This window comes from Brucella pituitosa, assembly GCF_965577835.1.
GTDB lineage: Bacteria > Pseudomonadota > Alphaproteobacteria > Rhizobiales > Rhizobiaceae > Brucella > Brucella pituitosa.
The window spans coordinates 377,267-390,805 of record NZ_OZ264092.1; the positions used below are offsets into that span (position 1 = coordinate 377,267).

Here is a 13,539-nt window from a genome sequence, read left to right on the forward strand (position 1 = left end):
CCGATATCTATTTGTATCCGTTTTGTTCTCATTTTGCAATATGGTCAAGACATTGATTTCGATAGATTTAATATTTTTGTTCTATTATTGTTCCTATGCATTAGGAACTTGTAATTTGTAAGACTGTCCACGCTTTAGTTCTAAAAAAGTGTAGCCGAACCATTCGATTCGCAATCTACGCATAGAAAACGCAGCCCTTCTTACGAAGAGCTGCGTCACAATACGGATCAAATCCGATTCTCTAATTTAGGAGCTAGCACCACGTAGCGGTGAAATCTGTATTTCTACGCGACGATTCTGCGCGCGTCCGTCCGACGTTGCGTTGGTTGCAACCGGCTGGCTTGCGCCCAAACCGATGACCGCAAAGCGACGTGGATCGATACCCTGCGAACCAAGATAGCTTGCAACAGAAGAAGCACGGCGCTGCGACAGACCCTGATTGTAGCTTGCGCTACCAGTCGAGTCCGTGTGACCGATAACGTCGACAAGAGTCTGATTGAACTTGCGCAGCACGATCGCAACGGAATTAAGCGTTGGGTAGAACTGGCTCTTAACCTGATCCTGATCCGTGTCGAAAGTGATGGCCGATGGCATGTTCAGGATGATCTGATCGCCATTACGGGTAACTGAAACGCCGGTTCCCTGCAGCTGATTTCGCAACTCGGATTCCTGACGATCCATGTAATTTCCGATAGCGCCGCCACCGAGCGCACCAATACCTGCGCCGATCAGAACAGCGTTACGCTGTGCACGGCTGGAACCGCCAACCATCAGTCCGCCGAGAGCGCCGACAGCCGCACCAATTGCAGCACCGCCAGCGGTGTTAGACACCTTCTGATCGCCGGTATATGGATCGGTGGTGCAGCCTGCCAGAAATGTGGCACCGATAAGGGCAATCCCGATTTTTTTCAGCATGTATAGGTTATCCTCAATTGTCGATTCGTCGCGAATGATAACTTCGATTAAGGCCGGATGGTGTTTTTAAATCCCCATCCGCGACTTTTAAAACGCGTTTTGTTCTGATTGCAACAGATCACCGACCATTTGATCGCTACGCCTTACCCAATACGCCCACAGGAACGCAACTGTGTGGCGTAGCGATTGGCCATCGACTGCGCGCGTTTCGCACCGTTCAACGCGGTTGCGTTGCCGCGCCAGACACCACGCGAATAGCCGCCGTGACCGGAATAGTAAGCGAGATACAGGCTGTAAGCATCGGCCCGGTTAATGCCGTTCTTCTGATAGCTCTGATAGTGATACCAGCCGATGAAATGAATAGCATCGCCGAAATTGCTTCGTGATGCAGTCCAGCGTCCAGTCTCCCGTTTATAACGATCCCACGTTCCATTGAGCGCCTGCGAATAGCCATAGGCAGTGGAAGCGCGCTTCCATGGAATGAAACCAAGCAGTTTGGTGCGCGGCGGACGCGCATAAGGGCGGAAACCAGATTCAGTGTATATCGTCGCCATAAGAACATGGACAGGCACGCCGAACTCACGCGAAGTGCGGGTCGCGTCCTTCTGCCAATTATTTATCCAGCCGTCGCGTTGATCAAAGACTGCGCAAACATTGCTGACCTGCCGTGGGGCGGTCGCGCAGCCACCAAGAATAACGAGCGCGACGAGAAACAAAACGCGCGTCATGGGGAAACCTCGTTGCTTTTAAAAATTGATAAAACGTAAATATTAAAGAGGAATTAAATTAAAGCGTTGATTTTATTATGGTTACTGTAACATTTATTGCCACTTCTCAAGGTTGTCGGGTTGTTGAAATCATTGATAAATCATCCCCTGGCCTAGCCTGTGGAATACGACTAGCGATTGTGTCTTACCGCAGTTCACCGTACGCGATGAAGGCCGAATTGTGATTTCAGTTATCTCGGCAACAATTAGCTCCGTTGAATAGGGTGCGATGCAAGCGGCATTTCGCTATAAAAGGCACGATTAGAGCGCATCCCGAAAAGTGTGAAACGGTTTTCGGAAAAGATGCGCATAAAAACAAATGATTAGAGCGCCGATCTGATCCAATCAGATCGAAACGCGCTCTAAGCGGGCTGGAGGAACCTAAATGAACGTTCAAATGCTTCGCGACGCTTACACGAGATATATTTCCTGCCTCAATGCCCAGGATTGGCAGTCGTTACATCATTTCGTTGCAGAAACAGCCCAGCATAACGGCCGACATTTGGGTGTAGCCGGATATCTGGAAATGCTTATCCGCGATTATCAGCAGATCCCTGATCTCCACTTCAACATCGGATTGCTGGTAGTCGAACCGCCAACCCTGGCCAGCCGTCTTGATTTTGACTGCACGCCAGCCGGAAGTTTTCTCAGTCTGCCGGTCAACGGCAAAAAAATCCAGTTTTCGGAGAATGTTTTCTACGAATTCGTCGATTACAAAATCGACAAAGTTTGGTCCATCATCGATAAATCAGCCATCGAAGCACAGTTGTCGTTGTAGTTTCAGCGCCGACCTTGGCGTTCCGCTCGAAGACGTGACCAGTAATCGAGCCTTTTTCGAATTTCCCGTTCAAAACCACGTTCCGGCGGATCATAGAAAACCTGCCGTCCCATCGCCTCTGGGAAATAATCCTGACCTGAGAACGCATCCGGCTGATCGTGGTCATAGGCATAACCATCGCCATAGCCTTCATTCTTCATCAGCTTCGTCGGCGCGTTTAGAATATGCTTGGGCGGAAGCAGTGAGCCATTTTCCTTCGCCGCACGCATAGAGGCTTTGTAAGCCATATAAACCGCGTTGGATTTGGGTGCCGTCGCGAGATAAACGCAGGCCTGTGCCAAAGCGAGTTCACCTTCGGGCGAACCAAGATAGTCGTAGGCATCCTTCGCAGCATTGCAGATCGCAAGCGCTTGTGGATCGGCAAGACCAATATCTTCCACAGCCATCCGAACCAGTCGGCGCCCCAGATAAAGCGGGTCCTCGCCTGCATCGAACATGCGGCTGAGATAATAAAGAGCGGCATCAGGATCAGAACCGCGCACAGACTTATGCAGAGCCGAAATCAGGTTGTAATGCCCGTCCTGCCCCTTGTCGTAAACCGGGGCGCGGCGCTGAACCACATCCTGCAGTTTTGCAGCATCAAACACTTCTTCAGGTCGGGCTGCACGCCACACTTCCTCAGCGAGCGTCAGGGCCGCGCGACCGTCTCCGTCGGCCATGCGAATGAGGCTTGCTCGAGCCTCTTCATCCAGAGGTAACTGACGTTCTTCCTGTTCTTCCGCACGCGTCAGAAGCGTTGCAATGCTTGTGCCATCATGCGGATGAAATGTCAGCACCCTCGCCCGCGACAGCAAAGCGGCATTCAGTTCAAACGAAGGGTTTTCTGTCGTGGCACCAATCAGGATAACCGTGCCATCTTCCATTACCGGCAGAAAGCTGTCCTGCTGAGCGCGGTTGAAGCGATGAATTTCGTCCACAAACAGCAGGGTCTGACGGCCCGACATGCGCCGCGCACGTGCAGATTCAAACACCTTTTTCAGATCAGCCACACCCGAAAAAATTGCGGAAATCTGTTCAAAGGCAAGTTCGGTTTCGCCAGCAAGCAGCCGTGCAACGGTTGTCTTGCCAGTTCCCGGTGGCCCCCAGAAAATCATGGACCCAAGCGAACCGGATGCAATCATACGCGTGAGAATACCTTCCGGCCCGCTCAGGTGTTCCTGACCGGTTACTTCCGACAGATGACGCGGACGCAAGCGATCAGCGAGTGGCCTGTTACGGTCCGCATTCGGATCAGATGCAGTGGAGAATAGATCACTCATTTTGCGTCGCTCAATGTCAGAAAAGCAAATGTCGTTTCAGGCATAGTCCCGCCTGAAACGACATGCAACTGTTTGGGACGGTGTATTAGAGCGCATCCCGAAAAGGGTGAAACGTTTTTCGGAAAAGATGCGCGCTAAAACAAATATTTAGAGCGCCGATCTGATCCAATCAGATCGAAACGCGCTCTAGCGCACAAACTGGCGGATCAATGCACCATTGCGTTCCACCTCAAGTCGCCATGCCAGACCGCGCCCATTGCTCAATGCAGTCGTCAGATCGTCAATTGTGCGGATCGGATTGCCGTTGATCCCGCGAATAATGTCACGTTGACGCAAACCAAGCCGGGCTGCTTGCGAATTGATAATAACATCCGTGACGATGACGCCGCGTGCGCCATCACGCAGCCGCATCTTGGAAGCCATTGACGGGGTAAGCTCCTCAACCACTGCACCCTCAAACGGGTTGTCCCCTTTGATGGTCTGCTTCTGCTGTGGCTTGGCTTCCGGCTCTTTCGCCAGTTTCACCGGCAGCTTGCTTTCCTCGCCGTTCCTAACGATATCCAGCGTGACGGTATTTCCGATACCTGCTGTCGATAGGCGATAACCAAGCACATCGACATTGTCGGCCCGCACTCCCTGAACCGACATAACTACGTCACCGACTTTCAGTCCGGCTTCTTCTGCAGGACCACCCTTGATAACAGCTGTCACAAGAACACCGAACGACTTATCCATGCCGAGACTCTCGGCAACATCAGGCGTAATGTTCTGGAAAGTAGCGCCAATAAACGGGCGTTCGAAGCTTGAGCTTCCGCTCAATGCAGCATCAACAACTGCGCGCACCATGTTCGACGGAATGGCAAAGCCAATGCCTACCGAACCACCCGAACGCGAGAAGATTGCCGTATTGATACCAATCAGACGACCGCGCATATCGAGGAGACCACCACCGGAATTGCCGGGATTGATCGCGGCATCGGTCTGAATGAAGAAGTCAAAATCTGAAACGCCAACCTGGGTTCGTGACTGGGCCGAAACGATACCACTCGTCACCGTCTGTCCCACCCCGAACGGATTGCCTATCGCCAGAACCAGATCGCCAACCTCGACCTCATCGGAGTTCCCCAGAGCCAATACCGGGAATTTCTCCTTGGCATCAATTTTCAATACAGCAAGATCAGTGGTTTCATCGCGAAGAAGAACCTTGCTCTCAAACTGTCGACCATCAGAGAGCGCGACCTTGATCTCATCCGCATCCTTGATGACGTGATTATTGGTGACAACGATACCCGATGCATCGACGATGACGCCCGAGCCGAGCGATTGTTCGGTTCGTGATTTGCCGCCACCGCCAAACTGTTTGCCAAAGAATTGTTCGAAAAACGGATCGCCGGCAAACGGTGATTGCTGCTGCACCTGTCGCGCTGCATAGACATTGACAACCGCTGGTGCCGTTTCCTTAACAAGAGGTGCGAAGGAAAGCTGCATATCTGCGCGACTAAGAGGTATCTGTTTGCCCTGAGCAGGAACAGCAGTTTCCTGAGCGATCACAGGCAACGCGACCATGCTGATCGAAGCAAGAACCAGACCCGTAATCCCATAACGTCGCCAATTCATTCGCAAACTCCAGTTTCCTTAATCCAGCTCCGATTCCTCGGAGCCATTATCGGCAATATGGAGGTAACAAAGCCAAGTATAAAGGGCTGGAATATGGCAAAGCGCATTACAGCTTCGCAATGAATTATGGCACGCCAATAAGCGCTCCATAATAGTCAGATCAAAATGCGCACTAAACGCAAAAAAAGGGCCACACGAGGCGGCCCTTTTTTATTCAATGCGAAGCGTAAGATTACGCTGCGTCTGCTTCTGCAGCGGCTTCAGCTTCAACGCGCGCGCGATCAGCTTTGCCCTTGGCATCCACATCGCGCTCAACGAATTCGACAACTGCCATTGGTGCATTGTCACCAGTGCGGAAGCCTGCCTTCATGATGCGAATGTAGCCGCCGTTACGGGTTGCGTAACGAGTAGCAAGTGTGTCGAACAGCTTAGCAACGAGCTGTACGTCGCGGATGGCGGAAATCGCCTGACGACGTGCATGCAGGTCACCGCGCTTGCCGAGGGTGACAAGCTTTTCTACGATTGGACGGATTTCCTTAGCTTTAGGAAGCGTGGTCACAATCTGTTCATGCTCGATGAGCGAAGCCGCCATGTTGGCGAACATTGCCTTGCGATGCGAGGCAGTGCGGTTCAGCTTACGCTGTCCATTACCGTGGCGCATGGCCTTCTCCTTTAATTCAGTTCAGCCGGAATTGTCCGGTCTTAATATTGGTCTTCGTAGCGCTTGGCGAGATCTTCGATATTTTCAGGCGGCCAGGCTGGGATTTCCATACCAAGATGGAGACCCATCGACGCCAGAACTTCCTTGATCTCGTTGAGCGACTTGCGGCCGAAATTCGGAGTCCGCAGCATCTCGGCTTCCGTCTTCTGGATCAGATCGCCGATGTAGACGATGTTGTCGTTCTTCAGGCAGTTTGCCGAACGTACAGACAATTCGAGCTCGTCTACCTTCTTGAGCAGAGCCGGGTTGAAAGCCAGTTCCGCAACTTGTTCCTGCGGAGCTTCCTTCTGTGGCTCTTCGAAGTTGACGAAGACCGCGAGCTGGTCCTGAAGAATGCGCGCTGCATAAGCAACTGCATCTTCACCGCTCACGGAACCATTGGTTTCGATGTTGAGCGTCAGCTTGTCGTAATCGAGAACCTGACCTTCACGGGTGTTCTCAATCTTGTACGATACCTTGCGGATCGGCGAGTAAAGGCTGTCAACCGGAATGAGACCGATTGGAGCATCTTCCGCACGATTACGGTCGGCAGGCACATAGCCCTTACCGGTGTTGACGGTGAATTCCATACGGATTTCAGCGCCTTCATCCAGCGTGCAGATGACGTGATCCGGATTAAGGATCTCGACATCGCCAACAGTCTGAATGTCACCAGCCGTAACAACGCCCGGGCCTTCCTTGCGGACAACCATGCGCTTCGGGCCTTCGCCTTCCATACGGATGGCGATTTCCTTGACGTTCAGAACGATATCCGTGGTGTCTTCGCGGACGCCCGGAATGGAAGAGAATTCATGCAGAACGCCATCGATCTGAATGGCGGTCACGGCAGCGCCGCGCAGCGACGACAGAAGCACGCGACGCAGTGCGTTACCGAGCGTCAGACCAAAACCGCGTTCCAGCGGCTCAGCAACGACGGTTGCAAGCGTGCGAGAGCCGTTGGTGTTGAATTCCACCTTGTTCGGCTTGATCAGTTCCTGCCAGTTCTTCTGGATCATGTGGTTTTCCTCTATCAACCGTCGCTACCATCCTATCGTAGCGATCTTGTGAAGAACCGCAGAGGAGCCCCGGACCTGAATCCGGGGCTCATGCGGCATATAAGTGAAAATCAGACCCGGCGCTTCTTGCGCGGACGGCAACCGTTGTGCGGGATCGGCGTAACATCGCGGATCGACGTAATCACAAAGCCGGCAGCCTGAAGGGCGCGCAGCGCAGATTCACGGCCAGAGCCCGGTCCGCAAACCTCGACTTCGAGGGAGCGCATGCCATGTTCCTGAGCCTTCTTGGCGCAATCTTCAGCAGCGATCTGTGCGGCAAACGGGGTCGACTTACGCGAACCCTTGAAACCCTGAGCACCTGCAGAAGACCAGGCAATCGCATTGCCCTGTGCATCCGTGATGGTGATCATGGTGTTGTTGAACGTCGAATTCACGTGGGCAACGCCCGACGAGATGTTTTTGCGCTCGCGACGGCGAATACGCTGGGCTTCCTTAGCCATGATAGTCCTCTCAAAACTCGATCTCGACACCGCCGTAGTTCCAGCGGCTCCACCGGCCCTTTGATAAGGACCAGCACCGAACCCACCCGCTTATCGGGTAAGCCCGGCAGAACGATTGGTTCTGCCGAAAATTACTTCTTCTTACCTGCGATAGCCTTTGCAGGACCCTTACGGGTGCGTGCATTGGTATGCGTACGCTGACCGCGAACCGGCAGCGAACGACGATGACGCAGACCGCGATAGCAGCCAAGGTCCATCAGGCGCTTGATGTTCATCGAAACTTCACGACGCAGGTCGCCTTCGACCCGGTAGTCAGCATCGATTGCTTCACGGATCTGAAGTACTTCAGCATCCGAAAGCTGGTTCACGCGACGATCGTCAGCAATGCCGACCTTCGTTACGATCTGACGAGCAAATTTTGGTCCAATCCCGTGAATGTACTGAAGCGCAATGATTACGCGCTTGTTCGTCGGGATGTTGACGCCAGCGATACGTGCCACGTCTGTTCTCCTTGAGTTACATAAAAATCCACCTGGCAGATGCGATCAACCAGACAGCATTGTTTGACCGGTCCCGGCCTCTTACTATTTCCGCCAGAACCGACCATTCAAAACCAATTGAAGTGGCGCAGTCTTTGACGGAATCGCCCGAAAAAGTCAACTCTTAACTGTCCGTAAAGTCACCATAGCGACCTTGCAGACATTAAAAGCAACTTTTGGAAGCAATAAACGGACAGAAAAACATCAAATGTCCCTCTGTCCGCAATTCTCAATGATTCAAATGAGCCTTAAACCGGCCCATTTCATGCAGGAACAAGAATTCTCTCGATCTCTGCGGTAACTTCCTCAACCGGGGCCATACCATTAATGACCCGGAGTTCACCGGTTCCGGCATAGTAGTTGGAAAGCGGTGAAGTCTTTTCGCGATACTCAATAAGACGCTTACGGAAAGCTTCTGGATTGTCGTCGGAGCGAACCTGACCACCCTTAGCAATCGTTTCAGCCACCCGGTTCTCCATCCGGTTGACCAATGCATTCTCATCGACCTTCAGCTCGATGACTGCATCAAGCTTAAGACCTTTACCAATGAGCATTTCGCCAAGTGCCTGCGCCTGAGGCACAGTACGAGGGTAACCGTCGAGAATGAAACCGGCTGCGCAATCTGGCGCATCAATGCGCTCGGATACGATCTGATTTACGATCTCATCGGAAACCAGCTGACCCGCATCCATCACAGCCTTGGCGCGCTTCCCGATCTCGCTTTGCTGAGCGACTGCTGCACGCAGCATGTCGCCCGTCGAAAGCTGTGGTATTCCATGCTTCTTGGTAAGAAGTCCAGCCTGCGTCCCCTTACCTGCTCCGGGCGGCCCAAGAAGTATCAGTCTCATTTACTACGTTTCCCACCTCTGAGTTTGGACTTCTTGATCAACCCTTCATACTGATGGGCAACAAGATGTCCCTGAATTTGCGCAACCGTATCGAGCGTTACGCTGACCACGATCAGCAGCGAAGTACCGCCAAGATAGAATGGTACGCCGGTCGCAGAAATCAGGAATTCCGGCAGAAGACAGACAAGCACGATATAGATGGCGCCGACAACCGTAATGCGTGTCAACACATAGTCTATGTACTCTGCTGTACGTTCACCCGGGCGGATACCCGGAATAAAGCCGGAATGCTTCTTGAGCTGGTCTGCCGTGTCCTTGGGATTGAACACGATGGCCGTATAGAAGAAGCAGAAGAATGCCATCAGTGCAGCATAGAACAGCATGTAAAGCGGCTGACCATGGCCGAGAGCATTCAGAATGGTCGTACCCCAGGCCGGCATTTCAGCCGTATTTGCGAAACCTGCAACAGTCGCAGGCAAAAGCAGAAGCGACGAAGCGAAGATCGGAGGGATAACACCAGCAGTATTCAGCTTGAGCGGCAAGTGCGATGTATCGCCCTGGAACATACGGTTGCCAACCTGGCGCTTCGGATACTGGATCAGAAGGCGACGCTGTGCACGTTCGACAAAGACGATGATCGCAATAAGCGCGACAGCCAAAACGATAACGCCAAGAATAAGACCAGTGGACAAAGCGCCCGTGCGGCCCAGTTCCAGCGTACCGGAAATAGCATGAGGAAGGTTTGCGACAATACCGGCGAAGATAATGAGCGAAATACCGTTACCGATACCGCGCGCAGTGATCTGCTCGCCGAGCCACATCAGGAACATCGTACCGCCAACGAGCGTGATGACCGATGAAACCAGGAACATTGGTCCAGGATTTGTAACAATGCCGTTACCCGACTGAAGACCAACAGAAATCGCGTAAGCCTGCACGAGTGCGAGAAGCACTGTACCGTAGCGCGTGTACTGATTGATGATCTTGCGGCCGGATTCGCCTTCCTTCTTCAGCGCTTCAAGAGACGGAACAACCGACGTCATGAGCTGCACGATGATGGAAGCGGAAATGTAGGGCATGATGCCAAGTGCGAAAATGGCCATACGACCAACAGCACCACCGGCGAACATGTTGAAAAGCCCAAGAACACCCTGGCTATGCTGCTGGAATGCCTGCGCAAGCGCTTCAGGATTGATCCCGGGAAGCGGAATATACGTTCCAAACCGGTACACGAGCAGAGCGCCCAATGTGAACCAGATACGCTTCTTAAGTTCTTCCGCTTTCGAGAAAGCCGAAAAATTGAGATTGGAAACTAGCTGTTCAGCAGCCGATGCCATTAAATTTCTCCGGTGAAAAGTCTCCGGCCCTCCCCCTCTGCCGATACGAATCCCTGAGACCCGCACCCTCAGACAAAGAAGACCCTACCCAGATATGCGCATTGGCATAAAGGTGCAAGCGGCGGCACTAGGGCCGCCGCTTTTTATTTTGTATATCGAAGTCTTATTCAGCAGCTGCTTCGGGAAGCTTGACGCTACCACCGGCCTTTTCGATCTTTTCGATCGCAGCCTTGGAAGCTCCAGCAACGTCGAACGCTACCTTAGCCTTCAGTTCGCCATCCGAAAGGATACGAACGCCGTCCAGAGCGCGACGAATCACGCCTGCAGCCTTCAGCGACTCGAGGTTCACCACTGCCTTTGCATCCAGCTTGCCTGCATCGATCGCAGCCTGAACACGGCCGAGCGATACAACGTTGAAGCTCTTTGCAAAGATGTTGGTGAAGCCACGCTTCGGAAGACGGCGGTAGATTGGCATCTGGCCGCCTTCAAAGCCGTTGATCGCTACGCCAGAACGGGACTTCTGTCCCTTGACGCCGCGGCCAGCGGTCTTGCCGGTGCCGGAGCCGATACCACGGCCTACGCGCTTGCGCGCCTTTACAGAACCTGGCTTATCACGCAGATCATTGAGTTTCATGTCTCTATCCCCTGCGTTATCAAGCCTCGTCCACAACGCGGACGAGATGCTGAACCTTGGCGATCATGCCGCGAACTGAAGGAGTATCCTCCAGTGTGCGGCGGCGGTGCATTTTGTTAAGTCCGAGACCGATCAGCGTTGCACGCTGCTCGGCTGGACGACGGATAGGGCTTCCGATCTGTTCGACCGTAACCGTCTTACCCTTCTTCTCAGCCATCACTCAAATCCCTTGTCTATGGCGTATCCGGTGCTCGCGCACCGGACTGGCACAAACTATCGGCTATTCTTCCGAACCGACCACATCATGGCGACGAGCCTGAAGGGTCGAGTACTTGATGCCGCGCTGTGCAGCGATATCCTTTGGATGCATCTGATGCTTCAGAGCGTCAAAGGTTGCGCGAACCATGTTGTAAGGGTTCGACGAGCCGAGCGACTTAGCAACAACGTCCTGAACGCCAAGCGTTTCGAACACCGCACGCATAGGACCACCAGCAATGATACCCTTACCAGCAGGAGCTGCACGAAGCAGAACCTTGCCAGCGCCGTGACGACCCTGCACATCGTGGTGCAGTGTACGACCCGAACGCAGTGGTACGAAAATCATATCGCGCTTGGCAGCTTCTGTAGCCTTACGGATAGCTTCAGGCACTTCACGTGCCTTACCATGACCGAAACCTACGCGACCCTTCTGATCTCCAACCACGACGAGCGCGGCGAAACCGAAGCGACGGCCACCTTTAACGACCTTGGCAACGCGGTTGATGTGAACGAGCTTGTCAACGAATTCGCTGTCGCGCTCCTCACGACCGCGATCCTCGCGGTTACGTTCTCTCTGTGCCATATCCTATTCCTTTATTTTTTTCCGGAAGCACAAAATGCTATTAGAAGCTCAGTCCGCCTTCGCGGGCAGCTTCGGCGAGAGCCTTCACACGGCCGTGGTAAATAAATGCACCACGATCGAACACTACTTCGTTGACGCCTGCTTTAACGGCACGCTCTGCAACCAGCTTACCAACAGCAGCCGCAGCTGCCTGGTCCGCACCGGTCTTGAGCTTACCCTTCAGATCGCCATCGAGGGTCGATGCTGCTGCGATGGTAACACCGCGAACGTCGTCGATAACCTGAACGTAGATGTTCTTGGAAGAGCGGTGTACGCTGAGACGTGGACGGCCGTTTGCGACGGCCTTGACCTGACGGCGTACACGAGCAGCGCGACGCTGCAAAGTTTCTTTTGGCGATGCCATGACGCGCTTCCCTTACTTCTTCTTGCCTTCTTTGCGGACGATCTTCTCGCCAGCATACTTGACGCCCTTGCCCTTGTAAGGCTCGGGGCCGCGATATTCACGGATCTCAGCCGCGACCTGACCGACCTGCTGCTTGTCGATACCAGTGACGACGATTTCCGTCGGCTTTGGCACGGCAACAGTGATGCCAGCAGGCACGTCATAGATTACTTCGTGAGAGAAGCCGAGAGAAAGCTGGACATTCTTGCCCTGCATAGCAGCACGATAACCAACGCCGCTAATCTCAAGCTTCTTTTCAAAGCCCTTTTCAACGCCTTCGAAGATGTTAACGATCATCGAACGCGACATGCCCCACTTGGAGCGAGCTTCTTTGGACTGATCACGAGGATCGACGCTTACAGCGCCGTCTTCGAGCTTAACCAGTACTTCATCGTGCACGACGAAAGACAATTCGCCCTTCGCGCCCTTAGCCTTGACGATCTGCCCATCAACACTGGCGGTCACGCCCGCCGGGACCGGCACGGGTTTTTTACCGATACGAGACATTTTTATACCTGTCTTTTATCTGTTCGCTGTCAGCCGCATCAGAAGATGCGGCAGAGCAGCTCACCACCAACGTTTTGTTCACGAGCTTCATGATCAGCCATCACACCCTTAGGGGTGGACAGGATCGAGATGCCAAGACCATTCGCAACCTGCGGGATCGACTTGACCGACACGTAAACGCGACGGCCAGGCTTCGAAACGCGGGTCAGTTCACGAATGACTGGAACGCCTTCATAATACTTCAGTTCGATTTCGATCTCGGCTTTGCCGTTCACGAATTCACTCTGCGTGTATCCGCGAATGTAACCTTCAGACTGAAGAACATCCAGAACGCGAGCGCGGAGCTTCGAAGCCGGGGTCGAAACCTTGGTCTTCTTGCGGCCTACTGCGTTGCGAATACGGGTCAGCATATCGCCGATAGGATCTGACACAGACATATGCTACTCCTTACCAGCTCGACTTAACTATGCCTGGAATCTGTCCAAGCGAACCCAACTGGCGAAGCGCAATACGCGACATCTTCAGTTTACGGTAATAACCACGCGGACGACCCGAAACTTCGCAACGATTGCGAATACGGACCTTAGCGGAATTGCGCGGTAGTTCGGCGAGCTGGATAGTAGCGCGGAAACGCTCATCCAGCGGAAGGCTCTGATCCATTACGATCGCCTTCAGACGTGCACGCTTGTCAGCATGACGCTTAACCAACTTTTCGCGGCGCTTATTGTTTTCGACTGCGCTAGTCTTGGCCATATTATTATACCTCGCTACGCTTGCCG

The 13,539-nt window shown here is 53.3% G+C and carries 18 protein-coding genes; 1 reads left to right on the forward strand and 17 read right to left on the reverse strand.

Annotation, left to right across the window (positions count from 1 at the left end; all coding sequences use genetic code 11):
* Positions 1–246 precede the first annotated feature (246 nt).
* Entirely contained in the window at positions 247–915 is a 669-nt protein-coding gene (locus ACSME1_RS01790; RefSeq protein WP_024897035.1) for an OmpA family protein, read from the reverse strand.
* A 143-nt stretch (positions 916–1,058) separates the two neighbouring features.
* On the reverse strand, positions 1,059–1,643 hold the full coding sequence (locus tag ACSME1_RS01795; protein WP_024897034.1) for a transglycosylase SLT domain-containing protein: 585 nt from the start codon (positions 1,641–1,643) through the stop codon (positions 1,059–1,061).
* Positions 1,644–2,079: 436 nt separating this feature from the next.
* Here ACSME1_RS01795 and ACSME1_RS01800 point away from each other — a divergent pair, with 436 nt between their 5' ends.
* Positions 2,080–2,460, forward strand: a complete 381-nt coding sequence (locus ACSME1_RS01800) for an ester cyclase (RefSeq protein WP_348265994.1) — start codon at positions 2,080–2,082, stop codon at positions 2,458–2,460.
* Positions 2,461–2,462: 2 nt separating this feature from the next.
* On the opposite strand, the gene ACSME1_RS01805 is transcribed toward ACSME1_RS01800, so the two are convergent.
* From ACSME1_RS01805 to rpsN, 15 genes are all read right to left on the reverse strand, one after another.
* On the reverse strand, positions 2,463–3,779 hold the full coding sequence (locus tag ACSME1_RS01805) for a replication-associated recombination protein A (protein WP_024897032.1): 1,317 nt from the start codon (positions 3,777–3,779) through the stop codon (positions 2,463–2,465).
* 186 nt (positions 3,780–3,965) lie between these two features.
* A complete protein-coding gene (locus ACSME1_RS01810) occupies positions 3,966–5,396 on the reverse strand; it encodes a DegQ family serine endoprotease (RefSeq protein ID WP_024897031.1) in 1,431 nt (476 codons plus the stop codon).
* Positions 5,397–5,628: 232 nt separating this feature from the next.
* Positions 5,629–6,057: a 50S ribosomal protein L17 gene (rplQ, locus tag ACSME1_RS01815; protein WP_024897030.1), complete on the reverse strand. Its 429-nt coding sequence runs from the start codon at positions 6,055–6,057 to the stop codon at positions 5,629–5,631.
* Between the two features lie 41 nt (positions 6,058–6,098).
* Complete coding sequence (locus ACSME1_RS01820; protein WP_024897029.1) at positions 6,099–7,112, reverse strand: DNA-directed RNA polymerase subunit alpha; 1,014 nt, start codon at positions 7,110–7,112, stop codon at positions 6,099–6,101.
* A 110-nt stretch (positions 7,113–7,222) separates the two neighbouring features.
* Positions 7,223–7,612 carry a 30S ribosomal protein S11 gene (gene rpsK / locus ACSME1_RS01825; RefSeq protein WP_024897028.1) on the reverse strand — a complete coding sequence of 130 codons (390 nt, stop codon included), beginning with the start codon at positions 7,610–7,612 and terminating at the stop codon, positions 7,223–7,225.
* A 131-nt stretch (positions 7,613–7,743) separates the two neighbouring features.
* Complete coding sequence (gene rpsM, locus ACSME1_RS01830; protein ID WP_024897027.1) at positions 7,744–8,112, reverse strand: 30S ribosomal protein S13; 369 nt, start codon at positions 8,110–8,112, stop codon at positions 7,744–7,746.
* Between the two features lie 302 nt (positions 8,113–8,414).
* Positions 8,415–8,999 carry an adenylate kinase gene (locus ACSME1_RS01835; protein ID WP_024897026.1) on the reverse strand — a complete coding sequence of 195 codons (585 nt, stop codon included), beginning with the start codon at positions 8,997–8,999 and terminating at the stop codon, positions 8,415–8,417.
* Positions 8,996–10,336: a preprotein translocase subunit SecY gene (gene secY, locus ACSME1_RS01840; protein WP_024897025.1), complete on the reverse strand. Its 1,341-nt coding sequence runs from the start codon at positions 10,334–10,336 to the stop codon at positions 8,996–8,998. Before secY ends, ACSME1_RS01835 begins: the two co-directional genes overlap by 4 nt.
* A 163-nt stretch (positions 10,337–10,499) precedes the next feature.
* Positions 10,500–10,970: a 50S ribosomal protein L15 gene (rplO, locus tag ACSME1_RS01845; protein WP_024897024.1), complete on the reverse strand. Its 471-nt coding sequence runs from the start codon at positions 10,968–10,970 to the stop codon at positions 10,500–10,502.
* A 19-nt stretch (positions 10,971–10,989) separates the two neighbouring features.
* Positions 10,990–11,187 carry a 50S ribosomal protein L30 gene (gene rpmD / locus ACSME1_RS01850; RefSeq protein ID WP_007875314.1) on the reverse strand — a complete coding sequence of 66 codons (198 nt, stop codon included), beginning with the start codon at positions 11,185–11,187 and terminating at the stop codon, positions 10,990–10,992.
* Positions 11,188–11,250: 63 nt separating this feature from the next.
* Complete coding sequence (gene rpsE, locus ACSME1_RS01855; RefSeq protein WP_024897023.1) at positions 11,251–11,811, reverse strand: 30S ribosomal protein S5; 561 nt, start codon at positions 11,809–11,811, stop codon at positions 11,251–11,253.
* 40 nt (positions 11,812–11,851) lie between these two features.
* Positions 11,852–12,214, reverse strand: a complete 363-nt coding sequence (rplR, locus tag ACSME1_RS01860; protein WP_024897022.1) for a 50S ribosomal protein L18 — start codon at positions 12,212–12,214, stop codon at positions 11,852–11,854.
* Positions 12,215–12,226: 12 nt separating this feature from the next.
* Positions 12,227–12,760, reverse strand: a complete 534-nt coding sequence (rplF, locus tag ACSME1_RS01865) for a 50S ribosomal protein L6 (RefSeq protein WP_024897021.1) — start codon at positions 12,758–12,760, stop codon at positions 12,227–12,229.
* Between the two features lie 38 nt (positions 12,761–12,798).
* Positions 12,799–13,197 carry a 30S ribosomal protein S8 gene (gene rpsH, locus ACSME1_RS01870; RefSeq protein ID WP_007875325.1) on the reverse strand — a complete coding sequence of 133 codons (399 nt, stop codon included), beginning with the start codon at positions 13,195–13,197 and terminating at the stop codon, positions 12,799–12,801.
* Between the two features lie 10 nt (positions 13,198–13,207).
* The gene (rpsN, locus tag ACSME1_RS01875) at positions 13,208–13,513 is read right to left on the reverse strand and encodes a 30S ribosomal protein S14 (protein ID WP_024897020.1); all 306 of its coding nucleotides are present in this window, start codon (positions 13,511–13,513) and stop codon (positions 13,208–13,210) included.
* Positions 13,514–13,539 lie beyond the last annotated feature (26 nt).